At 40.1% G+C, this 26052-nt stretch carries 29 protein-coding genes; 10 read left to right on the top strand and 19 right to left on the bottom strand.

Annotation, left to right across the window (positions count from 1 at the left end):
- The first annotated feature begins 15 nt into the window (after nt 1-15).
- The 3 genes from T391_RS0102105 to T391_RS07650 are packed head-to-tail and all read left to right on the top strand — an operon-like array spanning nt 16 to nt 2462.
- Nucleotides 16-927 (top strand): DMT family transporter, encoded by a 912-nt coding sequence (locus T391_RS0102105; RefSeq protein ID WP_027326954.1) that lies wholly within the window; start codon nt 16-18, stop codon nt 925-927.
- Nucleotides 920-1315: a CoA-binding protein gene (locus T391_RS0102100; protein WP_027326953.1), complete on the top strand. Its 396-nt coding sequence runs from the start codon at nt 920-922 to the stop codon at nt 1313-1315. The genes T391_RS0102105 and T391_RS0102100 overlap by 8 nt, the downstream gene beginning before the upstream one ends.
- Nucleotides 1305-2462, top strand: a complete 1158-nt coding sequence (locus tag T391_RS07650; protein WP_156923051.1) for a glycosyltransferase family protein — start codon at nt 1305-1307, stop codon at nt 2460-2462. Before T391_RS0102100 ends, T391_RS07650 begins: the two co-directional genes overlap by 11 nt.
- 25 nt (nt 2463-2487) lie before the next feature.
- Here T391_RS07650 and pssA read toward each other — a convergent pair whose 3' ends face one another.
- The 7 genes from pssA to T391_RS0102060 are packed head-to-tail and all read right to left on the bottom strand — an operon-like array spanning nt 2488 to nt 8151.
- Complete coding sequence (gene pssA, locus T391_RS0102090; RefSeq protein WP_027326952.1) at nt 2488-3240, bottom strand: CDP-diacylglycerol--serine O-phosphatidyltransferase; 753 nt, start codon at nt 3238-3240, stop codon at nt 2488-2490.
- Nucleotides 3237-3830: a phosphatidylserine decarboxylase gene (locus T391_RS0102085; RefSeq protein ID WP_027326951.1), complete on the bottom strand. Its 594-nt coding sequence runs from the start codon at nt 3828-3830 to the stop codon at nt 3237-3239. The genes pssA and T391_RS0102085 overlap by 4 nt, the downstream gene beginning before the upstream one ends.
- Before the next feature lie 9 nt (nt 3831-3839).
- The gene (gene ftsH, locus T391_RS0102080; RefSeq protein ID WP_027326950.1) at nt 3840-5738 is read right to left on the bottom strand and encodes an ATP-dependent zinc metalloprotease FtsH; all 1899 of its coding nucleotides are present in this window, start codon (nt 5736-5738) and stop codon (nt 3840-3842) included.
- Nucleotides 5739-5772: 34 nt separating this feature from the next.
- Complete coding sequence (gene prmA / locus T391_RS0102075) at nt 5773-6702, bottom strand: 50S ribosomal protein L11 methyltransferase (RefSeq protein ID WP_027326949.1); 930 nt, start codon at nt 6700-6702, stop codon at nt 5773-5775.
- The gene (locus tag T391_RS0102070; RefSeq protein ID WP_027326948.1) at nt 6689-7069 is read right to left on the bottom strand and encodes a response regulator; all 381 of its coding nucleotides are present in this window, start codon (nt 7067-7069) and stop codon (nt 6689-6691) included. Before T391_RS0102070 ends, prmA begins: the two co-directional genes overlap by 14 nt.
- Nucleotides 7070-7120: 51 nt before the next feature.
- On the bottom strand, nt 7121-7351 hold the full coding sequence (locus T391_RS0102065) for a hypothetical protein (RefSeq protein ID WP_027326947.1): 231 nt from the start codon (nt 7349-7351) through the stop codon (nt 7121-7123).
- Nucleotides 7339-8151 (bottom strand): 3'-5' exonuclease, encoded by an 813-nt coding sequence (locus T391_RS0102060; RefSeq protein ID WP_027326946.1) that lies wholly within the window; start codon nt 8149-8151, stop codon nt 7339-7341. Before T391_RS0102060 ends, T391_RS0102065 begins: the two co-directional genes overlap by 13 nt.
- A gap of 113 nt (nt 8152-8264) precedes the next feature.
- On the opposite strand from T391_RS0102060, the gene T391_RS0102055 reads away from it, so the two are divergent.
- Nucleotides 8265-8813 carry a YceI family protein gene (locus T391_RS0102055; protein ID WP_027326945.1) on the top strand — a complete coding sequence of 183 codons (549 nt, stop codon included), beginning with the start codon at nt 8265-8267 and terminating at the stop codon, nt 8811-8813.
- 5 nt (nt 8814-8818) lie between these two features.
- Here T391_RS0102055 and T391_RS0102050 read toward each other — a convergent pair whose 3' ends face one another.
- The 12 genes from T391_RS0102050 to T391_RS0101995 all read right to left on the bottom strand — a co-directional run bounded on the left by T391_RS0102050 (nt 8819) and on the right by T391_RS0101995 (nt 19501).
- The gene (locus T391_RS0102050; RefSeq protein ID WP_051420535.1) at nt 8819-9553 is read right to left on the bottom strand and encodes a tRNA1(Val) (adenine(37)-N6)-methyltransferase; all 735 of its coding nucleotides are present in this window, start codon (nt 9551-9553) and stop codon (nt 8819-8821) included.
- Nucleotides 9526-10554, bottom strand: coding sequence for a bifunctional diaminohydroxyphosphoribosylaminopyrimidine deaminase/5-amino-6-(5-phosphoribosylamino)uracil reductase RibD (ribD, locus tag T391_RS07645; RefSeq protein WP_051420534.1), 1029 nt, complete (start codon nt 10552-10554; stop codon nt 9526-9528). Before ribD ends, T391_RS0102050 begins: the two co-directional genes overlap by 28 nt.
- The gene (locus tag T391_RS0102040; protein ID WP_051420533.1) at nt 10548-10985 is read right to left on the bottom strand and encodes a ribosome maturation factor RimP; all 438 of its coding nucleotides are present in this window, start codon (nt 10983-10985) and stop codon (nt 10548-10550) included. Before T391_RS0102040 ends, ribD begins: the two co-directional genes overlap by 7 nt.
- A complete protein-coding gene (gene rbfA, locus T391_RS0102035; protein WP_034583514.1) occupies nt 10982-11341 on the bottom strand; it encodes a 30S ribosome-binding factor RbfA in 360 nt (119 codons plus the stop codon). Before rbfA ends, T391_RS0102040 begins: the two co-directional genes overlap by 4 nt.
- Nucleotides 11341-13890 (bottom strand): translation initiation factor IF-2, encoded by a 2550-nt coding sequence (gene infB, locus T391_RS0102030; RefSeq protein ID WP_027326941.1) that lies wholly within the window; start codon nt 13888-13890, stop codon nt 11341-11343. The genes rbfA and infB overlap by 1 nt, the downstream gene beginning before the upstream one ends.
- Nucleotides 13854-14099 (bottom strand): DUF448 domain-containing protein, encoded by a 246-nt coding sequence (locus T391_RS08495; protein ID WP_267891530.1) that lies wholly within the window; start codon nt 14097-14099, stop codon nt 13854-13856. The genes infB and T391_RS08495 overlap by 37 nt, the downstream gene beginning before the upstream one ends.
- A gap of 60 nt (nt 14100-14159) precedes the next feature.
- A complete protein-coding gene (gene thrB / locus T391_RS0102020) occupies nt 14160-15041 on the bottom strand; it encodes a homoserine kinase (protein WP_027326939.1) in 882 nt (293 codons plus the stop codon).
- 9 nt (nt 15042-15050) lie between these two features.
- Complete coding sequence (locus tag T391_RS0102015) at nt 15051-15503, bottom strand: hypothetical protein (RefSeq protein WP_027326938.1); 453 nt, start codon at nt 15501-15503, stop codon at nt 15051-15053.
- Nucleotides 15490-16383, bottom strand: a complete 894-nt coding sequence (lpxC, locus tag T391_RS0102010) for a UDP-3-O-acyl-N-acetylglucosamine deacetylase (RefSeq protein ID WP_027326937.1) — start codon at nt 16381-16383, stop codon at nt 15490-15492. The genes T391_RS0102015 and lpxC overlap by 14 nt, the downstream gene beginning before the upstream one ends.
- Nucleotides 16380-17774, bottom strand: a complete 1395-nt coding sequence (locus T391_RS0102005) for a M23 family metallopeptidase (RefSeq protein ID WP_051420531.1) — start codon at nt 17772-17774, stop codon at nt 16380-16382. The genes lpxC and T391_RS0102005 overlap by 4 nt, the downstream gene beginning before the upstream one ends.
- A gap of 64 nt (nt 17775-17838) precedes the next feature.
- Nucleotides 17839-18927, bottom strand: coding sequence for a flagellar biosynthesis protein FlhB (flhB, locus tag T391_RS0102000; RefSeq protein WP_027326935.1), 1089 nt, complete (start codon nt 18925-18927; stop codon nt 17839-17841).
- Nucleotides 18914-19501: a molybdenum cofactor guanylyltransferase gene (locus T391_RS0101995; RefSeq protein ID WP_027326934.1), complete on the bottom strand. Its 588-nt coding sequence runs from the start codon at nt 19499-19501 to the stop codon at nt 18914-18916. The genes flhB and T391_RS0101995 overlap by 14 nt, the downstream gene beginning before the upstream one ends.
- A 126-nt stretch (nt 19502-19627) precedes the next feature.
- Here T391_RS0101995 and moaA point away from each other — a divergent pair, with 126 nt between their 5' ends.
- The 6 genes from moaA to T391_RS0101960 all read left to right on the top strand — a co-directional run.
- Nucleotides 19628-20596: a GTP 3',8-cyclase MoaA gene (moaA, locus tag T391_RS0101990; RefSeq protein WP_027326933.1), complete on the top strand. Its 969-nt coding sequence runs from the start codon at nt 19628-19630 to the stop codon at nt 20594-20596.
- Between the two features lie 178 nt (nt 20597-20774).
- Nucleotides 20775-21356, top strand: coding sequence for a TorD/DmsD family molecular chaperone (locus T391_RS0101985; RefSeq protein ID WP_027326932.1), 582 nt, complete (start codon nt 20775-20777; stop codon nt 21354-21356).
- 41 nt (nt 21357-21397) lie between these two features.
- Nucleotides 21398-21586, top strand: a complete 189-nt coding sequence (locus T391_RS0101980; RefSeq protein ID WP_034583508.1) for a hypothetical protein — start codon at nt 21398-21400, stop codon at nt 21584-21586.
- 14 nt (nt 21587-21600) lie between these two features.
- On the top strand, nt 21601-24402 hold the full coding sequence (locus tag T391_RS0101970) for a molybdopterin-dependent oxidoreductase (protein WP_084340090.1): 2802 nt from the start codon (nt 21601-21603) through the stop codon (nt 24400-24402).
- Nucleotides 24403-24412: 10 nt separating this feature from the next.
- Nucleotides 24413-25045 carry a formate dehydrogenase FDH3 subunit beta gene (gene fdh3B, locus T391_RS0101965; protein ID WP_027326613.1) on the top strand — a complete coding sequence of 211 codons (633 nt, stop codon included), beginning with the start codon at nt 24413-24415 and terminating at the stop codon, nt 25043-25045.
- A 9-nt stretch (nt 25046-25054) separates the two neighbouring features.
- The coding region (locus T391_RS0101960) for a formate dehydrogenase subunit gamma (RefSeq protein WP_034583502.1) at nt 25055-26052 on the top strand (998 nt) is incomplete at its 3' end.

Genomic DNA, 26052 nt, shown 5'->3' with positions numbered 1-26052 from the left:
AGGGCATAAGGAACTATGAATTATTCTCTAGGACTTCTTAGCATGCTTTTGGCAAGTATCTTTTTTTCCCTTATGAATGCATGCATCAAAGTCCTAAGTCTGCATCTAAGCATCACACAATGCATGCTTTTTCGCTCAATTCTGATGAGCTTATTTATCGCCTCTTTGTTTCTCTTCAAACCTATTGAAAAAACACACACCAAAGGTGGCTATCTCCCTCTTTTGATCCGCAGTGTCTGTGGGGCAAGCTCTATGCTACTCTTTTTTTACAATATCTCCACTATCCCTCTTGGCACGGCATCTACCTTTGCTCAAACTGTCCCACTCTATGCTGTATTTTTTGCTTATTTTTTTCTCAAAGAATCTCTTCATCCCATTGTTTTTTTGGCAACTTTTATCGGATTTGGCGGGATCATCCTTATTGGGAATCCGGATGCCAATATCCCATGGCTCAATATCATTATTGGCATATTGAGTGGGATTACTGCTGCTATGGCGCTTGTGAGTGTGCGAGGATGCAAGAAGTATTTTGATGAGAGAGTGATAATCTTGACTTTTGGGATCGTGGCTTCTTTGATGAGTTTTGGAGGAGTGCTTACACATTCTATAGTTCCTTTGGATTTTTTAGCTTGGAAGGAGATCCCTCATCATGCTTGGATTCTGATCCTTGCTATGGGGATCACAGGAACTCTTGGACAATTTTTTATGACCAAGGCATTTATGCTAGCACCTGCAGGGATCGTCTCGCCTCTAGATTATGCAAAGATTGTTTTCAGTCTATTCTTGGGGATTCTTTTGGGTGATCCTTTCCCAGATTTTTATACTTTACTGGGAATCTCTTTGGTGATTCTCTCTGGAATCTTGATCGCTATGCCCATTTTTATACAGGATTTCAAAACCAAATTAAGGAGGTCAAACAATGATTGATTTTGACAACATCAAACATATTGCCATTATTGGACTTTCACCCAATCCAGACAAGCCAAGCCACCAAGTCGCCCTCTATCTCCAAAGCAAAGGATATGAAATCTTCCCCATTTATCCCAAACCTCAGATCATTCTTGGCAAAATGGCTCTTCCCAACATCCAATCTTTAGCAAATCTCCCTATTGAGTGGGTTGTAGTGTTTCGCAAAAGTGAATTGTGTGAGCAAATCACACAAGAAATCATCGCCTTGCATTCTCCAAGCATCAAAGGAATCTGGCTACAACTAGGGATCAAAAATCCTCAAGCTCAAGCATTGGCTCTGCAACATGGACTAGAGTTTGTTCAAGATCATTGCATCAAAATCGAGCGAGAAAAATATGAGAATTAATCTCGCCTTTATTGCGCTACTTCTATTCAATGCTCTACTTTTGGGTTTCATGATCACCCAAATCAGTATCAGCTCTCAAGAGGCTCAAGGTATTTTCAGCACAAGCGACTTTAGCTTTGTCTATGCAAGATATTTTCTTGATCATTTTGGATTCAATGATTTTGCCCTAAGACTGCCATTTCTAGCCATCCACTTCTGCAATATCTGGCTGATCTTTGAGCTCTCCAAGCTCTATCTCAAAAAGCCAAAAGACGCGCTGATCTGTGCTTGGATCTATGCATTTCTTCCAGGAGTAGATATCACATCCATTCTTGTAGGCAAAAGTGTATTTATTCTATTTTTTGCACTCTTGCTTTGCTATGTCCATATCAGACGATATTACTCTTTGTTTTTTGTTTTGTGCACTTTTGGGAGTTTGCTTGATTTTAGTTTTAGTGTCATCTTTTTGGCTCTCTTTATCTATGCTTTTCGTTTCAAACACAACAAAACACTGATTTTCTCACTCATTGGCTTCTCAATCAATATGTATTTTTTCAAACTGCCCATCGGTGGGTCACCAAGCGGACATTTCCTAGACACTGTCGGACTCCTTGCGCTTTTGTACTCACCATTTCTTTTTGTGTATTTCATCTATACGCTTTATCGTGGGATCATCAAAAAAGAAAAAAATCTCATGCTCTACATCAGCGCAACTTCAATCATCTTTTCCCTACTTCTTTCACTGCGTCAAGAGATTGATCTTTTTAGTTTTATCCCACTCAGTGTGGTCGGTCTTCCCATCGCGATCAAAGATTTTTTACATAATATCCGCTTGCGACTTCCTACTTTTAGGAGAGCTTACTTGAGGCGTTTTTATACGATCCTGTTGCCTCTTGTGTTTGAAGTTTTGGTTTTGTTTGGCAATAAGTTTTTATTTCTCTCTGAACCCAAAAGACATTTTTTGAGTAATTTCTATTTTGCTAAAGAATTGGCAGAAACTCTCAAAATGCATCAGATCTCAGCTATCAAGACCAATCCCTCTCTTCAATCCCAACTTGCCTTCTATGGAATCAAGAAAGCGGATTATCCCATCCTCAAACAACGCAAAAATGGAGAGATAAAAATCATCTACCTTGGCAAAGTCACCAAAACCTACACAATCAAATAAAGACAAAAAAAAAGGGGGGGGGGGATCAGCGACGCTTGATGCGTATCACGATCCAAAACCAGCGCACAAATCCATAAAGCACATACAAACTCATCAAAAGCACTAAGCTCTCAATGGGACGATAAATCAAAATCGCACACAACACAAGCAAAAGGATAAAAACTTTTAGATTCCATTGCATTTTTTTAAACGAAGGATAGCGCACATTGCTCACCATCAAAATTCCTACAATCAAGACACAAGCAAGCAGGAAATAACCAGCCATAGGCGCAACAAAAACATCCAAACTATTATCAAGTGGACTGAGTTTGGGTGAAGATGTCATCTGGATCAAAGCATAATTTTCATTCAATAAAACCCAAGCGACCAAAAAAGCTGCAGCTGATGGGATAGGAAGACCGATAAAAGAATTTGAATCATCTGAAACTGTGATATTAAAGCGTGCCAAACGAATCGCACCAAAAATCACAAAAAGTGCGCAAGCAACAACACCCAAACGCCCATAATATTGACCAATATAAAAATACACAAGCATCGCTGGTGCCACACCAAAAGCCACTACATCAGCTAGCGAATCAAACTCTACTCCAAATTTAGAAGATGTGTTTGTCAAGCGTGCTACACGCCCATCTAATCCATCCAAGATCATTGACACAATGATCGCCCAGCAAGCCCAAGAAAAATTATCGCGTGAAGCAGAAATAACACTCAAAATAGCTAGGAACATACTCCCAGCAGTGAAAGTATTGGGCAAGATATATAAAGGATTAATTTTCATTTCAAATATCCTATGACGCTCTCTCCCCCTCGAATCTTATCTCCGATATTGACTTTGAGCTCAACACTCTCAAGTTCAAGCTCAACTTTCCCTGCTTTCAAAAACCCCATTCTCTCCCCACGCTCAAAACTTTTTTGCTCATCCAAAGGATTGATTCTAAAAAGATTTTGCTGAATCTTTAGAAAATGATTGCCAAACTTCAAAGATAGATGTGGAGAAAAAGCTTCTTTTTTGTTAGAAAAAAACAATGGAACTCCATGGATAGCAGAGATTTCATAATGATCAATATGCATAGGTGAGCGCAAAATCCCAACATCTAGCACCCCAACGCTAATGACAATTTTGGTGCGATCCCCCTGTGTCAAAATCTCCAAAATCTTCCCATCAATAGGAGCCAAAAATGCATTTGGTGAAAGATGTGTAGCCAAACGCTCAGGATTTCTAAACATCACAATCCACAAGAACAAACAACAAAAGACAATCAAAGCGAACAAATCCCAAGAAAATACCAAACTTAAAATCAAACAAACAAAAAGGATCAATGCTCCCCTCTGTCCATATTTGGAAATATAAAAAGTTTGAGAGTTCATTTTCGCTCCTTAGCTTTCTCCATCTTCATGCGCTACAAGCCTAGAGGCAAGATGATTTTCTTCTTCATAATCCTTGATAATCGCACGCACACGATCACCATCAATGACTTCTTTCTCTAGCAATTCTTGCACCATTTTTTCAATCGCCCCTGAATAATCCTTAAGTGTTTGCTTTACACTAGCATAGCGCTCGCTCAATGTATTTTGAATGAAAGAATCAAGTTTTTCTGAAGTTTTTTCACTATATTCCGCACTTCCACCCATTCCACCATTCAAAAATGAACTTCTAGGTTTCTCAAGCACCATTAAGCCACTCACCTCTGTCATCCCATAATAACTAGCCATTGCCTTAAGGATATCAGTTGCACGCTCCAAATCATTGCTAGCTCCCGTTGAGATCTCTCCCAAAAACACATCTTCAGCAGCCCTTCCTCCAAGCAATACATCAACATCAGCAATCAATTCATGCTTTTGAACCAAATATTTATTTTCTTGCGGTGTGTTGAGCGTATATCCAAGGGCAGCCATCCCACGAGGAATGATAGAGACTTTATTGACCTTATCTGCTCCTTTTGTGAGCTCGCTGATGAGGGCATGCCCACTCTCATGATAGGCTACGATTTTTTTCTCTTTCTTGCTGATGCGTCTTGATTTTTTTTCCAATCCCGCAATCCCACGCTCAACAGCTTCTTTAAGATCAGCGTGTGTGACCTCTTTTTTGTTGGCTCGCCCTGCCAAAAGTGCTGCTTCATTGATAATATTTGCCAAATCTGCCCCAGCAAGACCGGCAGTCATTTTGGCAATTTCTTGCAAATCCACATCTCTTGAAGGTTTGATCCCCTTGATATGGACACGCAAAATGTCAAGACGACCTTTATAATCAGGCTTATCCACAAGCACTTGACGATCAAATCGTCCTGGACGCAAGAGTGCGGGATCCAAAATTTCTGGACGATTCGTCGCAGCAAGCACGATAACAGGAGCAGATTCGCTACCAAATCCATCCATCTCAGCCAACAATTGATTGAGAGTTTGTTCTCTCTCATCATTCCCGCTTACAATCCCTCCAGCTGCACGACTTTTTCCAATCGCATCAATCTCATCGATAAAAATAATACTTGGGGCTTCTTTTTTGGCCATCTCAAACAAATCCCGCACACGACTTGCTCCAAGTCCGACAAACATCTCAATAAAACTACTCCCGCTCATTGAGAAAAATGGAACATTAGCCTCACCTGCCACGGCCTTAGCAAGAAGCGTCTTTCCTGTCCCAGGAGGACCCACCAAAAGCACGCCTCGCGGAATCTTTGCTCCAAGAAGCGTATAGCGATCAGGATACTTGAGAAAATCTACAATCTCAACAACTTCTTCTTTAGCCTCCTCATTGCCTGCCATATCATCAAATTTGACATTAGGTTTTTCTGCATTCACCAACTTTTTGGCACTTCCCATACCAAAGATGCCATTACCCATATTTTTTTGCACACGATTGGCCATAAACATCCAAAAACCAATAAAAATAAGCACAGGCAAAATCCAGCTTAACACTTCCATAAAGATATTTTCTTCACTAAAACCACTGTATTGGATCTTGTTTTCATCAAGAAGCTGGACAAGAGATGGATCTGATACTTTCTTGACCACATAAAGTACGCGCTCATCACTCGAGACAGCACGAATCAAAGTCTGACCGATACTAACAGCACTGACTTCTTTATTTTTGATGAGCTGTTTGAGTTCGTAATAACTGATTTCTTTTTTTGTATTGATGGTATTGAGCTTACCATTGAGTGCCCCATCACTAGGAGAGAAAAATCTAAAAATCACCATCGCGACAAGCGCAAGAATAGCAAAAACCAAAATAGGGTTTTTAGAAAACGGCTTTTTGTCTTTTGGATTCTCGTTCATAGCCTACCTTTTATAATAAAATTTATCTTTAATGTTACTTAAGTTTTACAAGTTTTAAGGCAATCCACTCGCCTTTTGCCAATATTTTAACCACCTCATAATCAGCAAAGCGACGCAAGATTTCTTCCTTGTATTCCTCTAAGATTCCAGAGAGAATCAAAGTCCCATTCTCCCTAAGTTTGCGATCAAAATCTCCCTTGAGCATGCCCAAAATTGAAGCCAAAATATTGGCAACAATCACATCATAGGTATTTTGAGCCAAAGCAATCGATCCTACCCAAGAAATAGGAGAGGGCTGATGATTGAGCTTAAAATTTTTCAAACTTTCTTCAATAGCCAAAGAATCTGTATCGCAAATCTCCACATTGGCTCCAAGCATCGTTGCAGCAATACTCAAAATCCCACTCCCACATCCCACATCCAAAAGCCTTTTTTTCTCCAAATCCATCTCTTCTAGCAACTCTAAGCACATAGATGTCGTAGCATGATGTCCAGATCCAAACGCCAATGCAGGATCAATCATCAAATCCTTCAAATCCATATTTTGACTTTTTGGATGCCAAGAAGGACGGATATAAAATCCTCCGACACATACAGGCAATACAGATTGCTTATAAGCCTCGATCCAATCCTTGTTCTGACAGACCCTATAGCCAAAACCAAAATCCACCTTCATATCAAGGCGCGAAGAAAGGAGACCCGCATACTCCACAAGCTCATCTAGAATCAAATTGGGATCTTTAAGTGTGCGAATGATAAACTGAGAATATTTCTGCTCTTCTTGAGGAAAAAAGCGCATAAAATCAAATGAGCTAAGATCACAATGATAGCCATCTAAATGATAGGGGGTTTGCACCTCTTCAATGCAAGGCTGGATATTACACGAGATAAAATCAAGAAAAATCTCTTGAAGCTCATAAGGCTCTAAGAGAATCTCAAAATACTGATCATTATTGTTCTTCATTGATTCCCAAAACAGCCTCAAGTTTTTCTTTGAGGATTTGTGGAGTAAAGGGCTTGACGATATAGTTATTGACTCCTGCTTTGATAGCTGTAATCACCTCAACTTTCCCCCCTTCTGTTGTCACCATAATAATAGGAATATCAACAAATCGCTTATCTGCTCTTGTTTTTCTAACTAGCTCAAGCCCATTCATCTCAGGCATATTCCAATCCGTGATCAATACCCCAATATCACTATTTTTGTCCAAAATTTCCCAAGCTTGCAGCCCATTTTCTGCCTCAAGAATCTCTTCATATCCTAGCCTGATTAAAGTATTATTTATAATTCTCCGCATTGTCGAGCTATCATCAACAATAAGCAATTTCAATTGGCTCTCCTAGGATCAAAATCAAACGCGAAATCATAACACAAGAAATTCTCATAAGCGTGCGAGGCCTAGGAGCCATTCTTGATTTTGTTCAATCTCTTTTCCTTCTTTTTTAAGCAATCCCTTATAAATCGCTCCAAGATCAGAGATTTCCAAACTTTCCATCACATCCACACACAATATACTCTCTTGCTGAGAATCAATTCTATTGAGCAAGGATGTGATTTTTTTGATCAAATCTTCTCTTGAGAAAACTTCTCCGTTTTCATCTATATAGCACATCGCTTGATTTCCTTTTGGATAGATTGGATAAAAATATCAGAAAATCCTCGATTCTTTGGAAACTTCTCTAGCCAACCTTGCAAAACCTGCACATAATCACCCAAAGTCATCTGACCCTTAAGAAGCTCATACTTTAAATAAACCCAATAGGTATTGAGTACATCACTTTGACAATACTCATCGATTTTGTCCAAATTGCATTCGCCATAGTAGATTCTATAAACTTCATCACCACTCACATCATATTTGCCTGGCAATCCACACAAATGTGCCACATCATCCAATCTTAACCCCCTCACACTCCCAAAGTGTCCCAAACTATCAAGCAAATCTGTGTGAAATCTCTCGCTATATCTTGCGCGATAATTTTCCCATTTGGTTTTGTTGTATTGGGGATTGTCTTGCTCAAAATACGCCAGAGATTCCATATTGTATTTCATGGCTCGAAGCATTATGGTGGGTAAATCAAATCCTCTCCCATTGAAGCTCACAAGTTTGGGTTGATTTTTGTTAAACCATTTGAGAAATTCTCCCAAAGTGATCTCTTCAAGATTCTCATCATTGATCTCACATTTGCGACCAAATACACCCACTCGCTCAAATCTTCCATATTCATCACACACAACACTCGCGATTGAGATAATTCGATGGAAAGCGATAGGCAAAAACTCGCTTCCACTCTTTTCTTTTTGATCTGCAAAAGCCTGCAAACAGACTTCCATCGCATCGCCCTCATATCCAAACTTATCTCTCAAAAGCTCCACATCAGGAACACTCTCAATATCAAACACACAAATCATCTTCATCCTCCATGCTAATTTTGCCCATCTATAGGACAAATAAAAATTATCTTTTTTTAATTTTAATCAAGTAAAATACCTCAAGGTGGGAAAGTCAATCAAAGGAGATATCGGTGAAAAAGATCATTCTTGCATCACTTTTGGCAATGAGCTATAGTTTGGCAGCAAACCTTGACACAAACAAAATTCAAATGTATTGGGAATCTTATAAAACAAGCCTCAAGGTTCCAGTCAAGGGAAGCTTTGCTGATATTAAGTATAAATTTGGCAAACAAGATGGGATTAGCGGAGCTTTACTTGGCGCAACAGCCAAGATCAATCTTGGCACAGTCATCACAGGCAACCCCACATCTGAGCAAAATCTCACACAAGGATTTTTCCAACATTTTGCCAGCAAAGACATCAGGGTTAAGATTGAGCAGGTGATGGAAGGCAAAGATCAAGGCACACTCCTAGCAAAGATCACAATGAACAAAAAAAGCCAGCTTATTCCCATGCAATACACAATCAAAGAGGGAACATTAGTTGCCAAAGGCGTGCTAGATGTGCGATCATTTAGATTGGATCAAGCACTTGAAAGTCTCGCCAAACTCTGCGAAAGTCTCCATGAGGGCTTCACATGGTCTCAGGTTGAAATTGGTTTCACAATTCCTCTCAAATAAAACGACTAGAAGCCAATGTCCTTGGCTTCTACCTTGATGCTATAAGTATTGCACTCCCAATAAATTTCTCTCACCTCAGATGAGTTATCCATCTGCTCCAAACCAATATGTGTCAAAAGTGGAGGAAGAATCTGCAAGCTTTTTTTACTCTGAATCTTGGCACAAATCATAATAAGTGTTGCATTTTGAGATTCTCTTGGATGTACAAAGCGTGCTACCTCAGCATTCAACCCACTCTCTCTAAGCGCATAAAATACACGGTGAGCTTCTTTCGCATCATAACAAAACACAAATTTCCCATTTGGTTTCAATGCTCTTTTGACGGATTTGAGCATTGATTCCAAAGGCATAGATCGCTCATTGCGGGCAAGATTGAGTCTCTCATTTTTGGATGGAAGAATCTCGCCTCGATAGAATGGAGGATTTGAAATCACCAAATCAAATTTTTTCTCAGTCCTAAAATCCAAAAAATCACCACAATGCAAGATTGCTTCTGCCACATTGAGCTTTGCCAAAAAAGCATTGGCTGGATCCTTTTCAATCATTTCTAGCTCGCATGCAAAATCCCTCAAACACAGTGCTCCCAAAATCCCACTTCCACATCCCACATCAAGCACCCTCATCCCTCGCTTCAAGAAACTCTTTGCAAAAGCAAACAAAAACAAACTATCACTGTTGTAGCAATAGCCATCTTTGAGCTGATAAAGACGGATTAGAGATGGTCTTTGGGCTTGAACCATAAAGCCACATCCTTTTGTTTAAGTCCAAATTGACACAAATACAAAAGATCAAATTCAATCTTGGAGGATACATCTGTAGCCATACCTTCCAATACAGGAGCCACAATCAGCAAAAAACAATCAATCCTCTCTTGCAATGCCTTCAAAAGCGGATATCCCCCCTCAATGAGATTGAACCCTCTCTCCAAGCTCAACTCTTCCTTGTCATAACACACTCTAATCTCTTTGGCACAGATTGAATCTAGTGGAGCAGAGTGTTTGGTGAGAATTTCAATACGGGGGGTTTTATTTTGCCAACGCGAAAAGCGCGTATCTAGGCGTGGATGATCACATCTCACCGTATTGCCTGACACGACGATCAAATCAGCATTACTTCGTTGTGTATGTGTAAAAATTTTAGAATCCATATTAGAAATCTGCCCACGCTTATAATCTCCATTAAGGCGTTGGGCAAGTTTAAAGAGATTAAATCTTCCTTTTTTGAGATAGGTAAGGAAGGGATAGAGCAAATTTAAGCTTTCTTCCAAGCAGATTCCGCCAATCACCTCAATTCCACAAGAAGATAAAAATTGAGCCCCACCCTGAGCTTGGTCTGTCAAATCATAGGATCCAAAAATCACACGCTTAGGTTTAAGAATCGCAAGCAGTTTGGCACATGAAGGGGTTTTTCCTTCATGCAAACAAGGCTCCAATGTGACAAAAATACTACATCCCTCAAATATTCCACCGTGATGAAGTGCTAAAAACTCCCATAATTCTTTGGGAGAAAGAGAATCTAGATTGACTTGTGGTTCTTGGGGCGAAAGTCTCAAAAAAGCTTGCTTGAGTGCCAATAATTCAGCATGAGAAGAACCAAACCTCACATGGGATTTCAAAGCCAAGACTTGAAAATCCTCAGATAAGATCAGTGCACCTACAGATGGATTGGGGAGTGCGAAGGTCTGTGTCTCCCAAGCCTTTGCAATTGCTTGAAGAAGAAAGATCTCTTCTGTTGTTACCATTGAAAAATTGTTTTGACCTTTTTTGTTTGACTGTAGGCAATCTTTTGCTCCCCATTTGCACCACAAATGACAAAAGAATCTTCATCGCTTGAGAGAAGTTTGCCTTGAATTTTGCTTTTATCCATCATCTTCACCTCAATCTCTTCGCCCAATGAAAGTAAAAAATGGCGAGGATTCTTAAGCACTCTTTCTACCCCAGGAGAACTTACCTCTAGCACATATTCTGAAGAGATAGGATCCTCAACATCCAAAAATGGAGAGAGTAGCTGACTTACCTCTTGACACTGATCTAGGCTTACTCCTTGAGGGGAATAGATGCTCACTCTAAGAATCTCTTGGTTATTTTCCCTCAAAAGCTCAACCCCATAAAGCTCACAACCACAGCTCTTGACATACTGCTCAATCTTTTCTTGAATCTCCAAAGAAATCACGATCCCTCCCTCTCCTTTGCAATTTGAGCAAAAATCTGATCCAAATTATTTCTTGAGATCAGACTATCATCACACTTAAAGCTTAACTTTGGGCATTTAAACCACCCACTTGATCTCAAAATATATTCCCGCAAAGCTCCTTCTGCTTTTTTGAGTTCTTTTAATATTAAGGTTCGCTCTTGAGGAGAGAGATCACTAGATTCGATAAAAACTTCTGCATGATATTTTCCCCTTGAACACACCACATCTGTCACGCTAAGAGAGTGAAGATCTGGATTGCTTAGGGTGCTCAATGCCTCAGATACAAGCTCTTTGAGCAGTGATTGAGATCGTTGAAGTTTGATCTTTTCATCCATTATAAACTCTGTTTTTTTGCTATTTCTCTATAGGTTTCAAACACATCGCCAACGCGCACATCATTGAAATTCTCAAGCATGATTCCACACTCATATCCTTTGGCAACTTCTTTGACATCATCTTTGAAGCGCTTAAGCGAAACGATACTTCCATTATGCACGACCACTCCATTTCGGATAAGGCGCACCTTGATCCCTCGCTGAATACTTCCATCAACCACAAAACATCCAGCAATCGTCCCGACTTTGGGGATATTAAATGTTTCTCTCACCTCAGCTTGTCCAGTATTTTCTTCTTCAAAAACAGGAGACATCATTCCAGAAACCAATGCCTTCACATCATCAATCAAACCATAAATGATCGAATAGGTTTTGATCTCGACTCCCAATTCTTTGGCTTTATTTTTCACACTTCCTGCAGGACGCACATTGAATCCCAAAATCACACAATTTTCTGATGCACTTGCCAAAGAAATATCACTCTCAGAGATTCCTCCCACCCCAAAACTAATCATATTGATCGCCACTTCATTATTCTCTTCATTGAGTTTAAGCAAACTTCCTTTGATTGCCTCAAGCGAACCTTGAGTATCAGCCTTGATAATCACAGGCAATGATTTAAGCTGTCCCTTTGCCACCATCTCTCCAAGCTCATCAAAGCTTACCTTAGTGCTCTTGCTCAATTCTTTTTGACGCAAATAAGCAGTCTTTTGGATAGCGTGCTCTCGTGCGATGCTGTCATTTTCCACACTCACAAGATTAGAACCAGCACTTGGCACTTCAGAAAGTCCTGTCACAACAGCCACACCTGATGGATAAAGCTCCTTGATACTCTCTCCTCTATCATTCAAAAGCGCTCTAACACGCCCATAAGCAGTATCTGCTACGATCGGATCCCCCACACGCAAAATCCCACTTTGGACAATGACTGTCGCCACAGGCCCGCGCCCTTTTTCCAAGCTCCCCTCCAATACAACAGCTTTAGCATATTGCCCATGATGAGCTTTGAGCTCAAGAAGCTCAGCTTGGACCAAGATATTTTCTAAAAGATCCTCGATTCCCTCACCTGTCCTAGCAGAAAGCGGAATAAAGTCATATTCTCCTCCCCACTCACTTGGAGTGAATCCAAGCTCGGCGCATTCGGCCTTTGCCTTATCGGGATTGGCATTTTCTTTATCCATTTTATTGATTGCGATAATGATTTGCACACCGGCGGCTTTTGCATGATTGAGTGCTTCGATAGTTTGCTGCTTGACCCCATCATCAGCTGCCACAACGATGATCGCAATATCTGTGACTTGAGCCCCGCGCGATCTCATCTCCGTAAAAGCCTCATGCCCTGGAGTATCGATAAAAGAAATCATCTTGCCATTTTTTTCTACCATATAAGCACCGATGTGCTGTGTGATCCCCCCAGCTTCTCCACTGGCAACCCTTGAATTACGGATTTTATCAAGGAGTGAGGTTTTTCCATGATCGACATGTCCCATAATTGTCACAACTGGGGGTCGCTCAAATTGTTCTAAATCCTCAATCTCCTCTTGGATCTCAAGCTCTGGCACAAGATTCTGGAAAGAAATCTCAAGGCTAAACTCTTCAGCCAAAATTTCTAGCGCATCACGATCCAAGAAATCATTCTTTGTCACCATAACACCAAGCCTAAAAAGCGCCCCAATCACTTCTTTGAGCTCTCTTCCAGCAGCATCAGCAAACTCATAAACTCGAATCTCTTCAGGGATACTGATCGCACTTTGGACACTCTTCTTCTCAATCGGAGCAGCTGGAGCCTTACGCTTCTTGCGATCGCGTCTAATTGAGCCTTCATTGACCCATTTATTGCGCTTTTGAATCTGGACACGATCTACAAGAGCTTGTTTGGCTTTGTTTTCCTCATCTTCATTTTTGATCTCTTGCTCATGCAAATCAAACAACACGATCTCATCGCTCTCATCTTCATAGCTATTGCCAAAATCACGATCGATATCCATCTTTTGCTCATTTTGTTTATGTGAAACATGGAGCTTTGGTTTTTCTTTTTTGCGAATCTTGGGTAGAACTTCTTCTTTCTCTTCTGTTTTGATCTCTTGAAACAAATCTTTGATACTTGGTGCGATAGAAGTTTGCTTGGCTTCTTCTCTTTGAATCTTTTCTTGAGATTCTTTGCCTTTTTTGACAATCGTGATTCCTACGCGCTTGCTAGCTAGTTGCTCTTCTTTGCTCGGCGCACTATTGGATGACTCCAAAATTTCAGCTTTTTTTTCTTGTTTTACCTGCTTGGGCGATTCTTCTTTTTTGGTGGCTTCCTTCACTTCTGATTTTTTTGAATCTTTAGCTGGTTTCTTTTCTGCTTTGGATTTGCTTTGGGATTTTTTAGCCCCCTCTGGAAGAATCCCACTCTCAATATAATTTGCAAGCTTCTCAGCATCCTCATCATCAATCATAGTGCTCGCATTTTTGACAGCAATTCCGATCTCTTTGGCTTTTTCAATGACTTCTTTGACATTATTTATTGCTAACTCTGTAGCAAATTCCTTGATCGTGATTCCCATAAAACGATAATCTCCTTCATCTGATGTCTGGCTTGGGCATCGAATTTTTTGATTTTTGCGAGTCTATCCTCTGATTTTGGATTTTTCAAGCATTCAGGACAGAGATAAAAACTTCTCCCATAACCATCAAAAACTTTCAAGCCATCACCCCTCATCGATAGCCTTAAAAGATCCTTTTGCACAAATCGATTTCGACAAACAACACACATCCGAATGCTTTTCGCCGAAGCCAGTGAGTGCATCTTTTCAAAATCAGCCATTCTACCAAATTAGCCTTGTTTGAGGACACCTAAATTATCAAAATCCAAAGCAAGCACCCTAAACTCACCAAAACGCTCACTAAGCTTCTTGGCAAGCTTAGTTTTATCATCTGCATAGCAAAGATTAAAAATCGTTGATCCACTCCCAGAAAGCGTGCTCATCAAGGCACCATTGGAGAGTGCAAATCGTTGCACTTCTTTAAGAATAGGAAATGTTCCCATTCGTCTATCTTGATGTAGCATATCCTTGCTAGCAAGATTGAGAAATTCCCATTTTCCACTCCAAAAGATTCCGCTCAGAAAACTTGCGTGTGAAATATTAAACACACAATCCTTAACGCTATATTCCTGAGGTAAGAGAGAGCGTGAGTATTTTGTATTCATGGGACGATCTGGAATCACAACAACAGCTCTAATCTCTTTGGGTAAAGTTTGCTTGAGATAAAAAACCTTATGCTTCTCAAGCATCGAAACTACAAAGCCTCCAAATGTCGCTGGAGCGATATTATCAGGATGCTTCTCATATCCAATTGCACGATTTAAGATCGCTCCCTTATCTAGTCTTTTGCCCGCAATCGCATAAGCTCCACTAATCGCCCCTACAATCATTGCAGAGCTACTTCCAAGCCCGCGCGATATGGGAATCTGATTGAAAAACTTGAAGTGAAAATGCCTCTCTTTTACTCCAAGATCCCTAAGTGTTTCTCTAAAAATCTTGATAAACAAATTATTCTCATCTGCTCTCAATCTCTCTGCCCCCTCTCCCTTGATCACGACCTTTGTCTCAAGGGCAGGCACAATCTCAAAACGATTCCTAAAATTAAGCGCCAATCCAAGACAATCAAATCCTGGACCAAGATTGGCACTTGTCGCTGGAACTGTGATAACCAAAATTTCTCCTTAAACCGCAGGGAGCACATATAGCGGCTCACATGCTTGATCAAACTTGCTTTCATCCAAAAATTCAGGAAGCATAAATTTACACAAAGGCTCCTCACTAAAGCTCTCTAGCACTATATTTTCATTTTGCTTTTGAAAATAACGATTCCCAAATGCCTTGATTGGAGCATTTTTATTGAAAAAAAATGAATCTGTGCAAAATAGCTCAATCCCCTCTATCACCTTAAGAGTTTGCAAAAAAATATGTGTCAATTTGATGGCTGTAAAACTCCCAGGCCCTCTTGCATAAAAGATTCTTCCCACATTTTCAGATTCAAGGATTTTGTGAAGATCCACTAGAGCATCAAGAGTTTTTTGATGACTCTCAAAAGATCGCACCAATCTACTCTGAGTGTAGATCCCATATAAAATAGGAGAAACACTAGAGAGAAGCAGCAAATCATTCTTTTGCATAAGCAAATTCAGCCTCACTCTCCTTCTCAAAATCTGGCAGTGTCACAATCTCATAAGCATCACTCTGTGCCAAAATTTGTTTTGTGAGAAGATGGTTGAGCTTATGACTTCCTGCAAAGGCGACATAAGTCCCAAGTAGAGGCATCCCCAAAATCGCCATATCCCCAATAGCATCCAAAATCTTATGCCTTGCAAACTCTTCAGGATAGCGTAACCCTTCTTTATTGAGCACACCATTCTCATCCAAAACAATACAATTATGCAGCCCACCGCCTTTAGCAAGCCCAATAGAGCGCAAATAATTCACCTCACTCAAAAAACCAAAAGTCCTAGCCCTTGCGATCTCTTCTTTATAGGCTTGGGTGCTAAATTTGAAACAATACACTTGTTCTTTGATACTGGGGTGATCAAATTTGATCTTGAAATCAAAAATCGTTTTGTCACTTGGCTCGATACGGACAAATTTTTCCCCATCTCTTACCTCAATGGGTTTTTTGATCTCAATTGCCTTTTTGTTGGCATCCAAGGTTTCAATCTCTGCCTCATCAAGGAGTGCACAATACCCAATGGCACTTCCATCCATGATGGGAATCTCTTCATTATCCACACTCACCAAAAGATTATCAATCCCATAGGCATGCACAGCAGACAAAAAATGTTCAATCGTGCTAATCTTGGCACCATCCTTGCCCAAAACAGTGGCCATTGTCGTATCTACAACAAAATCAGGATGCAAGGGAATCTTAACATCCAAATCTGTCCTAAAAAACACAATCCCACTATCAGCTGGAGCTGGATCAAGAGACATCTTGACTGGCACTCCTTTGTGCAACCCAATCCCTACAACCTCAACACGCCGTTTTATCGTTGTTTGCTTCATTTCATTTGTCCTTTTATGATTTTCTCACCTTTTTGCAAAACATTTGTAATGTTATTTTTGATCCATCTAGAATCCATCCATTCAGCAATTCGCACAAAATGCCCCTGCACAATGATTCCAAAATGAAGATGATCTCCAAAAGCCCATCCAGTTGATCCAGTGTAGGCAAGGATTGAACCACTCTGTAAGAAATCACCTAGCTTTGAGTTAAATTTCGAAATATGAGAATAAGATGAAGCAAGCCCCAATGCGTGATACATCACAATCGTATTACCATAAAGCCCAAGCTTCTTTTCCAAAATCACCTTGCCGGCATTTGAGAGCAAAATCGGTGCATGTTTAGTGCTAGCAACATCAAGTCCCAAATGAAAAGAGTTGCTGATATTTTGCTCTTTATAAATATAGTGTCTTGCATCCCCGAAAGATCCGACGACTTGCCCTCCTTTTAGGGGATAAAATCTCTCAAATACCAAAGGATGATCAATCATCTGAATCTGAAAACTATTGGAAGCTTGATAGATCTCACTCTCATCTTCGCTTCTAATTTCTTCATTGAGATATTTAAACTTTGATTCTCCATTTGCAAAGCTATTGGGATCGCGTTTGCCAATCTGTAAAAGCATCTTATGAACTTGATCAAAATTCTTCTCTTGCAATTTAAGTGTTGATTTGCGATAGCCTTTGGTTCTCTTGACAATAGCCACGCGATACTTGGTCTGATTGTTTGCATAATCTGTGGCGATAATGGTGGGAGAGAAAGAGGTATTTTTGATCGGCCAAGCCACAAGAACAGCATAATAGCCCTTAGCAATATAAGGAAAGGGTTTGAACTCATCAACACCATTGCTAAACACGACATTTTTAAGATTCTCATCCTCTGCCTTAAACACAATAAGCGCACTCCCCCCATAAGTAATAGCAAAGGAAGAAGCCAATACATCGACCTTCGGAGCAATCGAATCAATCACAAGATTTAATTCTTTCTTTTGTGTATTACCGCTGAAAAAATTTGCATTACTCCAATCTGTGACGCTAATCACATAATGCAATCTCTCTCCTTCTTGGAGCTTAAGTTTTGGGATGGGAAGATTGATTTTGACTTCTTTGGGTTTATCTAAGACAACCTCTTTGATATCCAATACCTTAGATCCACTATGATCAAAAGCTATGATTGAATACTCTTTGATACTATTTTCATCTCTGAAAACAATGGGCATCTCTCTCTTAGGATTCCAATATGAAACATCTGGCATCTGTATTTCTGGCATTCTCTGCTCAAAAATATCTGATTTACTCGCAAAATAAACCAAAGCAATAATGGCTGCAAAAAATAAAAAAATAAAAAAGCCTCGATAGCTTCTTTTTCTTCGGTAGCCTCTAACTCTTCCCATTTGCAATGATTCCTCAAAGGTTGATAATGATCTGATTGACTTAAAATGATATCAAAAACATCTTCTAAAACTCGAAACGATTCTTCTTCCCTTGAAGCTGCTCAAGCCTAATCACCTCTTTGAGCAAAGTCGCAACTGCCACAAACAAATCATCTTCGATAGGATGCTCCACTTCAATGCGTGCATAAAGCTCTCTAGCCAATGGAGGATTCTCAATCACTTGTATTTCATGCTCGCGAGCAATGCTCTTGATGCGAATTGCAAGATGATCGATTCCTTTTGCCACGACAATAGGCACTCCAAATCTATCTTTATCTTCTTTGCTAAAGCGTAACGCCACAGCATAATGCGTAGGGTTTGTCACGACGACAGATGCACTGGGGATATTTTTCATCATACGATTCATCGCAGCCTTAAGCTGCATCTGGCGAATCTTTTGTTTGATCTCTGGACTTCCCTCTTGTTGTTTGTGCTCATCTTTGACTTCTTTTTTGCTCATCTTAAGAGATTTGGTGTACTGGTATTTTTTGATCAAAAAATCGATCAAAGACAAGACAGCAAACAAAACAAGCAAAATCCCAATGAGAAGCAAAGCCTTATTTTTAAACCAAACCATTTGCCCGAAAACATCCGTTTTGCTCATCATAGGAATCTCATCCAAAAAACTCACAAAAACCAAAAAACCCACGCTAAAAGCCAGCAAAACTTTGAAAGTGATAAAAAATCCCTCTATAAGCTTTCTGAGAGAAATGACATTTTTGATTCCCTTGATGGGATTGATTTTGGAAAATTTCGGAATGATTGTTTTGGGGGCAAATAAAAGTCCAAATTGCAATACATTGCCCAAGATTCCACCAATGATCAAGGCTAGAAAAATAGGCGCAATCAACAAAAAAGTCTGATAAGTCAAAGAAAGAAAAAGATTTAGGGCATCTTGCACACTCAGCTCATGATTGACTAGATGCATCACCTCACGATAAACCCTCTGAGATCCTTCAAGCCAATAAGTAAAAAGTAAAAAAATAAGAGCTAACCCCACAATAAGCCCCAAAAATCCTACAACTTCTGGACTTTTGGCAACATTTCCTTCTTCTCTAGCTTTGGCAATCTTTCTAGCAGAAGGGGCTTCTGTTTTTTCTTCATCTGCTGCCATATTTCATCCTCTCCAAGGCCCTATCATAGTCTTCTGGCGTATTGAGATTGCTAAAGATTGATTCATCTTCATAGATCACGGGTAAATTTCGTTGATCCAAGACAAAACTAGACATTCTAAAATCTTCCCTCAAAATTTTCTCCTCAAGAGCTTCTAAAATTTGTGGAGTATAGATACCGATAAGAAAATGTGACTTTTGTGCTGTTTGAGCATAGACAATATCATACTTCTCCTCTATAAAATGCTCTTTAAGTCGCACAAAATGTTCTTCAAGCAAAAATGGACAATCCACAGAAACCACAAAAATACTCTTATGCAAAGAACAAAGTGCCTTTTGCAATCCAAACATAGGAGAAAAAATCTCACTCTCTTCAAGCAAAAGAGGTGCATCCAGAGAACGATAAAGATCCTTTTGCCCCTCCTTGCAGCACAAATACACTTCTTCAAAAATCTGCTTGTATTTGATGATCAAAGTTTCGAGTAAAGTCATTTGACCAAAGGGAAGCAAAGCCTTGTTTTTACCCATCCTAGAGCTTTTCCCTCCGCACAAAATCACACAAGTCCGATCAATCATTTTCTCTCCCATCCTCAAACTCAAAAGAATTATGAAGTTTTAAAACAAAAACGATCTGTTTTTCGTTATATTCCCAAAAACATAATGAAAATATGTTTCCAACGCACCCTAATAATAGGAGCAAGTATGCTAATTGATTCCTTTGATCGTAAGATTGAATACCTTAGAATCTCCGTCACCAAACAATGCAATTTCCGATGTCAGTATTGTATGCCCGACACACCAGAGAATTTCTTAGACAAAGATTCTCTGATCCCTCTTGATAAAATGTTTGAGTTTGTCAAAGTCGCTATCGATGAGGGGATCAAAAAAATCAGAATCACAGGAGGAGAACCTCTACTTAGAGAGGATCTTTCTAGTTTCATTGCCTCAATTCGTTCTTATGCCCCTTCAATTGAGCTTGCATTGACTACAAATGGATATTTTCTCAAAAAATACGCCAAATCCCTCAAAGAATCTGGTCTAGATCGTCTCAATATTTCTCTTGATTCTCTCAAGCCCTCTAGGGTTGTTGTCATCTCTAAGCGTGATGTTTTGCCTCAAATCCTAGAGGGGATCGATGAGGCTCAAAGAGTCGGATTCCCCATCAAGCTCAATATGGTTCCACTCAAAGGAATCAATGATGATGAAATCATTCCCATGCTTGAGTATGCTAGTCAAAGAAATATGACTTTGCGCTACATCGAATTTATGGAAAATCACCATGCCAATTCCAAACTTAGAGGATTGAATGAGGCTGAAATTCTTCAAATCATCTCACAAAAATACAAAATCCTAGAGATTCCCAAACAAACCCTTGGACCATCCAAAAGCTTCAAGCTTGCAGAAAATAATGCAATCTTTGGAATCATCGCCCCCCATAATGATGATTTTTGCAAAAGCTGTAATCGTATCAGACTTACAAGTGAGGGCACCATCTGTCCATGCCTTTATTATCAAGAAGCTGTTGATGCAAAAGAGGGCATCCTTGAAGGAGATTTGGCAAAAATGCGAGAATCTATCCGCCTCTCAGTCAAGAATAAACCAGAAAAAAATCAATGGGATTTGGATCAAAATGAACATAGCGCACGCGCCTTTTACTACACTGGAGGATAGATACACTCTCTCCTTTTGCATCAAAAATGACAATGGAGGGGGGGGGGGATCATGGCGATGCACACGGGCTTCTTGGAATTTCTTAGGTTAAGTTTTGGTTTATTAAAATTATAAAAAGATAATTTTTCTATGACTTTTTGATAAAATGCTCTGCACTTAAGCATCAAAGGCAGACATTATGGATCCCAAAACCTTCAACCCTAGCCGCATTCTCTACTATGATTTCTTCTCTAACTTGTTCATCTATGAGCTCTTAATCAACAAAAAAGATATTTTGCTACAACAAATCGATATCCTTTCCAAAGCACCTCTATGTGATCTTAAACTTTATCAAACCATTCAAACCAATCTCTATCAGAACTTCACACATCTCCAAGAAGAATACACAAAGCTCTTTGCTCTCCCATTTAAGACATCTATCTCCCTTTATCTCTCGCACTATCAAAATGGATACTTAGGAGGAAATCCTCTCTTGCAAGTCAAAGCACTTCTTAAGGAATCAGGCTTTTTTCTAGATCGCTCAATCACAAAGGAGAATGAAGATCACTTTGGCATTTTGTGTCTATTTATGAAATTTCTACTTCTCAAAGAAAATAAGGAGCAGTCCAATCAAGTTTTTGAAGAATGCATCAAACCCCTAGGACCACACATCACCAATGCCCTCTCCTTGCAAAATCAAAGTCCAACTTATCATGCTGTGGGCAAGATTTTAGAAGAATTTATGGCCTTTGAACTTGAACTACAACATGCCCTGACATAAAAACATCATTTGTCTTTATGTGGGGGCATAAGGAGGTTTCTATGACGAATTCGCGTCGTAAATTTTTAAAAACCACGATAAAGACTTCATCTTTCGTCGCTGGTGGATTGGTTTTGGCTGGATGTGGGAGCGAGATTTCAAAATCCGCTCAAAATAAAAATCAGAAAAAAGAGATTCTTTACAATGGAAACACTCCATACTGGAAAGAATACTATGCAAATGCAAAATGACTAAGGAGCTCAAAATGCAGACAACAAACTCTCGTCGTACTTTCATGAAAATGTCAGCCCTAGCCGGATTTTCTTCAATTGGAAATATCATTGGAGCCCAAGAAACGGTTCTCAAAGAAGGAAATAGTGAAGAATTAAAAAATGCCTACCCTGGATCTCAAAAGATCAAAACTGTTTGCACCCACTGCTCTGTAGGATGTGGAATCATTGCAGAAGTCAAAGATGGTGTGTGGGTGCGTCAAGAAGTCGCTCAAGATCATCCAATCTCACAAGGAGGACACTGCTGCAAGGGAGCGGATATGATTGATCGTGCTAGAAGCGAAACCCGCTTGCGCTATCCTATTGAAAAAATAAATGGAGAATGGAAAAGAACAGATTGGGATTCTGCGATGGATAAAATTGGCACAAAGCTCAATGAGATTCGCACCCAATACGGCCCAGATAGTGTGATGTTTATCGGTTCTGCCAAAGTAAGCAATGAGCAAAGCTACTATATTCGCAAGTTTGCAGCTTTCTTTGGAACAAACAATATCGATCATCAAGCGCGCGTTTGACACTCTCCAACAGTCGCCGGTGTGGCGAATACATTTGGTTATGGAGGGATGACAAATCACCTTGGAGATATGAGATTCTCAAAATACATTCTCATTATCGGTGCAAATCCTGCGGTCAATCACCCAGTAGGAATGGTTCATCTCCTAAGAGCCAAAGAATCTGGAGCCAAGATTGTTTGTATTGATCCACATTTCAGCAAAACTGCTGCAAAGGCTGATGAGTTTATACGCATCAGAAGCGGAACTGATGTCGCCCTAGTCTATGGAATGATCAACTACATCAAGGCAAACAAACTCTATGATGAAAAATATCTCAAAGAGCGTGTTTATGGATATGAAGAGATTTTTAAAGAAGCAGAAAAATATCCTTTAGATGAAGTGTCAAACATCACAGGCATCGCAAAAGAAACTATCATCAATATGACAAAAGAAATGGCACAAGCCAAACCCGCAGCACTCATTTGGAATCAAGGACTAACTCAACATACTGTGGGGACAAATAACACAAGAATCATGCCCATCCTACAAATGCTTCTTGGAAATATTGGCAAAAATGGCGGGGGAGTTAATATTTTGAGAGGACATGATAATGTCCAAGGTGCATCAGATATGGGGAATCTCTCAGATACTTTGCCTGGATATTATGGTTTGGGTGAGGGGGCTTGGAAGCATTTTTGCAATCATTGGAAAGTGGATTATGAATGGATGAAAAGTAGATTTGCATCAAAAGAAATGATGGAAAAAACAGGCTATGCTCTCTCCACTTGGCGTTTTGGTGTTTTGGATGAAGAGAATTTTACACACAATGCCAACACACCCCTCAAAGCCCTTGTCGTCATTGGTAATGGGATCTCAACAACCTCACTACTTGATAAAACCAAAATGGCCCTTGATCAAATGGAGCTTGTTGTTTTCATCGATCCATATGTCAATGATGTAGCCGTAATCACAGAAAGAACAGATAATCTCTTTTTGTTGCCCGCAGCTTCTCAGATGGAGACAAGTGGATCAGTCGCTGCCACAAATCGCTCCTATCAATGGCGATATCAAGTGATGAAACCGATGTTTGAGTGCAGAGAAGATCATGAGATTTTATTTGATCTTGCGCAAAGACTAGGATTCAAAGAAGAATTTCAGCGCTCACTTTATGAAATTGCCAAAAAAGAGGGGAGAGAGAATTTTATTTGGCCTGATGATGCCACTACAGAGATGGCTCAAAGCATTAGAAGCATTGGATTGCAAGGTATGAGTGCTAAGCGATTAAAATCTCACTGTGATCATTGGCACCTATTCAACAATGTCACTTTGGCTGGAACTGGCCCCATGAAAGATCAATTCTATGGACTTCCATGGCCATGCTGGAGCGAAAAACATCCAGGGACTCCTGTGATGTATAATGATCAAATTCCTGTTATGCAAGGGGGAATGGGCTTTAGGGTGAGATGGGGAGAAAAATCTCCTGATGGACAAAGTCTTCTTAGCCAAAACAAACTTCCAAACTCTCAAATTGCCGGACATCCAGCAATCTCAGCAGAAAATATCGAAAAAATTCTCGGAATCAAGCTCACAGAGAAAGAAAAAGAAGCAACAAAAGGCACTACATTTGCAACTGGAGATACCAATATTTTGGTAGAAAAAGCGCTTGAGGCAGGCATCTGTCCTTATGGAAATGGAAAAGCTAGAATGGTTGTCTGGAATTGGGCAGATCAGATTCCACGCCATCGAGAGCCTCTGCATTCATTCCGCCAAGATTTGATCTCCAAATATCCTACATTTGCAGACAAGAAAAATCTCTTTAGAGCCAATGTCAAATTTAAAAGTGAGCAAGATCATGATTGGAAAAAAGATTATCCACTCAATATGCTCACTGGTCGACTTGTCGCGCATATGGGAACTGGCACAGAAACAAGAAGTGCTAAATATCTCGCAGAGATTGCACATACAATGTTTGTAGAAATCCATCCAAACACAGCAGCAAACTACAACATAGGAGATGGGGATGATGTATGGGTGCATGGAGTAGGTGGAACCAAAATTTTAGTCAAAGCCAAACTCTCCTATAGAGTTGATGAACACAGTGTCTTTATGCCACAAAATTTCTCTGGTGTTTATAGTGGAAAAAGCCTACTTGATCGTTACCCATCTGGCACAAAACCTTATGCGATCGGAGAAGCGGCATCTTTGGTCGTGGGCTATGGATTTGATTACAACACAGCATGCCCCGAAACCAAATGCGGTCTATGCCGTATAGAAAAAGCATAAGGAGGAGTAAATGAGTGCATTAACTTCTGGAGGTTCAACCCTCCAAAGTCATTCAAGGATCAAATTCTATTGTGATGAGGATCGATGCATTGATTGTCATGGATGTGATGTGGCTTGTAAAGAAGCTCATCATCTTCCTGTAGGAATCAATCGCAGAAGAGTTGTCACACTCAATGATGGGATTGAGGGCAAAGAGAAAAGTATCTCTATTGCCTGTATGCATTGCTCTGATGCTCCTTGTGCCAAAGTCTGTCCAGTGGATTGCTTCTACATTAGAGAAGATGGGATTGTCTTGCATGACAAAAAGACTTGCATTGGATGTGGTTATTGTCTCTATGCCTGTCCTTTTGGAGCACCACAATTCCCTAAATCTGATGTCTTTGGTTCTCGTGGAACGATGGATAAATGTACATTCTGTGCAGGAGGTCCTGAAGAGACACATTCTGAAGAAGAATACAAACTCTATGGACAAAACAGAATCGCTGAAGGAAAAGTTCCGATGTGTGCTGCAATGTGTTCAACAAAAGCACTTTTGGCTGGAAGCAGTGAAGAGGTGAGTGAAATCATCCGTCATCGTGCTATTGCTAGAGGAAGTGGAACTCCAAAGATTCCTTATACTTGGTCCAAGGCTTATGGCGATTAAGGAGAAGAGATGAGAGTATTGTTGTGTGTATGCTTCTTGCTCTTTGCCTTTGGTGTGAGTAAAGAAGTCAAAGAACCCATTGATTTCTCTCCCAACACTCATATCTATGGAGTGAAACAAATTGAGCAAATCAAAAATTGGGGAGTTGATTCCCCAACAGCTGGAGTAGTCAGTGGAAGTGTGAGAGAGATGCAAGGATTGACTATAGGGGTTTTGGGAAATGGAGAACCCATCAAAGGGATTGAGGGTGTCACTGGATTAGGTGAGCTCTTCACCCTTTTACAAAACAAATTCTTTGCTCCCATTTTCTTGGCAATCATTATTCTTGTGCCCTTAGCTTTTGCAACACATCTAATGATTTTCAAATCCAAGAGCTTCTCTCATGGAGTGAAATACAAAATCTTCTCCAATTACAACATCGCAATCCATTGGCTTGCTGCTGTGCCTTTTATTGTGATTTGTATCACTGGACTGATTATGGTGTTTGGAGCAAAGCTTGGTGGAGGGACATTTGTCAGACTGGCTAGAGATTTACATGGGATTGCAACCATTGGATTTACCATCTTTGGTCCTTTGATGTTTTTGATGTGGGTGAAGGCAAGCTTGCCTAAAGCTTATGATCTCAAATGGCTTTTGATGCTAGGAGGCTATCTCACAAAAGGCAAAAGCATCTCCACTCCCATTCCTTCTGGACAATTTAATGCTGGGATGAAGATGTGGTTTTGGACTTGCACTGTGGGAGGATTTATCATGATTGCTACAGGTGCACTTCTTTACTTTCAGCTTGCTCCCATCAATGCTCTAAGACTTAGTGCCATTATTCACAATGTCTTAGGATTTGCCATCATTGCTTTACTCATCACTCATATCTATATGTCTGTGTTTGCAATTGAGGGAGCATTGGGAGCGATGATTGATGGAAATATGGGGGAGGAAGAGCTAGCGATCTTGCATTCTTACTATTACAAAGAATTACAAGAGAAGGGGAAATTGGAGGGGATGAGGGT

The organism is Helicobacter pametensis ATCC 51478 (assembly GCF_000518225.1).
In the GTDB taxonomy this organism is placed as follows: domain Bacteria; phylum Campylobacterota; class Campylobacteria; order Campylobacterales; family Helicobacteraceae; genus Helicobacter_G; species Helicobacter_G pametensis.
This window is presented reverse-complemented; position numbering and strand designations above follow the sequence as displayed.

Bases quoted from the DNA above. Each gene is read 5' to 3' on its own strand.
- T391_RS0102105 (WP_027326954.1), top strand. From the start codon at position 16: ATGAATTATTCTCTAGGACTTCTTAGCATGCTTTTGGCAAGTATCTTT.
- T391_RS0102100 (WP_027326953.1), top strand. From the start codon at position 920: ATGATTGATTTTGACAACATCAAACATATTGCCATTATTGGACTTTCA.
- T391_RS07650 (WP_156923051.1), top strand. From the start codon at position 1,305: ATGAGAATTAATCTCGCCTTTATTGCGCTACTTCTATTCAATGCTCTA.
- pssA (WP_027326952.1), bottom strand. From the start codon at position 3,240: ATGAAAATTAATCCTTTATATATCTTGCCCAATACTTTCACTGCTGGG.
- T391_RS0102085 (WP_027326951.1), bottom strand. From the start codon at position 3,830: ATGAACTCTCAAACTTTTTATATTTCCAAATATGGACAGAGGGGAGCA.
- ftsH (WP_027326950.1), bottom strand. From the start codon at position 5,738: ATGAACGAGAATCCAAAAGACAAAAAGCCGTTTTCTAAAAACCCTATT.
- prmA (WP_027326949.1), bottom strand. From the start codon at position 6,702: ATGAAGAACAATAATGATCAGTATTTTGAGATTCTCTTAGAGCCTTAT.
- T391_RS0102065 (WP_027326947.1), bottom strand. From the start codon at position 7,351: ATGTGCTATATAGATGAAAACGGAGAAGTTTTCTCAAGAGAAGATTTG.
- T391_RS0102060 (WP_027326946.1), bottom strand. From the start codon at position 8,151: ATGATTTGTGTGTTTGATATTGAGAGTGTTCCTGATGTGGAGCTTTTG.
- T391_RS0102050 (WP_051420535.1), bottom strand. From the start codon at position 9,553: ATGGTTCAAGCCCAAAGACCATCTCTAATCCGTCTTTATCAGCTCAAA.
- ribD (WP_051420534.1), bottom strand. From the start codon at position 10,554: ATGGTAACAACAGAAGAGATCTTTCTTCTTCAAGCAATTGCAAAGGCT.
- rbfA (WP_034583514.1), bottom strand. From the start codon at position 11,341: ATGGATGAAAAGATCAAACTTCAACGATCTCAATCACTGCTCAAAGAG.
- infB (WP_027326941.1), bottom strand. From the start codon at position 13,890: ATGGGAATCACGATCAAGGAATTTGCTACAGAGTTAGCAATAAATAAT.
- T391_RS08495 (WP_267891530.1), bottom strand. From the start codon at position 14,099: ATGTGTGTTGTTTGTCGAAATCGATTTGTGCAAAAGGATCTTTTAAGG.
- T391_RS0102015 (WP_027326938.1), bottom strand. From the start codon at position 15,503: ATGCAAAAGAATGATTTGCTGCTTCTCTCTAGTGTTTCTCCTATTTTA.
- lpxC (WP_027326937.1), bottom strand. From the start codon at position 16,383: ATGAAGCAAACAACGATAAAACGGCGTGTTGAGGTTGTAGGGATTGGG.
- T391_RS0102005 (WP_051420531.1), bottom strand. From the start codon at position 17,774: ATGGGAAGAGTTAGAGGCTACCGAAGAAAAAGAAGCTATCGAGGCTTT.
- flhB (WP_027326935.1), bottom strand. From the start codon at position 18,927: ATGGCAGCAGATGAAGAAAAAACAGAAGCCCCTTCTGCTAGAAAGATT.
- T391_RS0101995 (WP_027326934.1), bottom strand. From the start codon at position 19,501: ATGATTGATCGGACTTGTGTGATTTTGTGCGGAGGGAAAAGCTCTAGG.
- moaA (WP_027326933.1), top strand. From the start codon at position 19,628: ATGCTAATTGATTCCTTTGATCGTAAGATTGAATACCTTAGAATCTCC.
- T391_RS0101985 (WP_027326932.1), top strand. From the start codon at position 20,775: ATGGATCCCAAAACCTTCAACCCTAGCCGCATTCTCTACTATGATTTC.
- T391_RS0101980 (WP_034583508.1), top strand. From the start codon at position 21,398: ATGACGAATTCGCGTCGTAAATTTTTAAAAACCACGATAAAGACTTCA.
- fdh3B (WP_027326613.1), top strand. From the start codon at position 24,413: ATGAGTGCATTAACTTCTGGAGGTTCAACCCTCCAAAGTCATTCAAGG.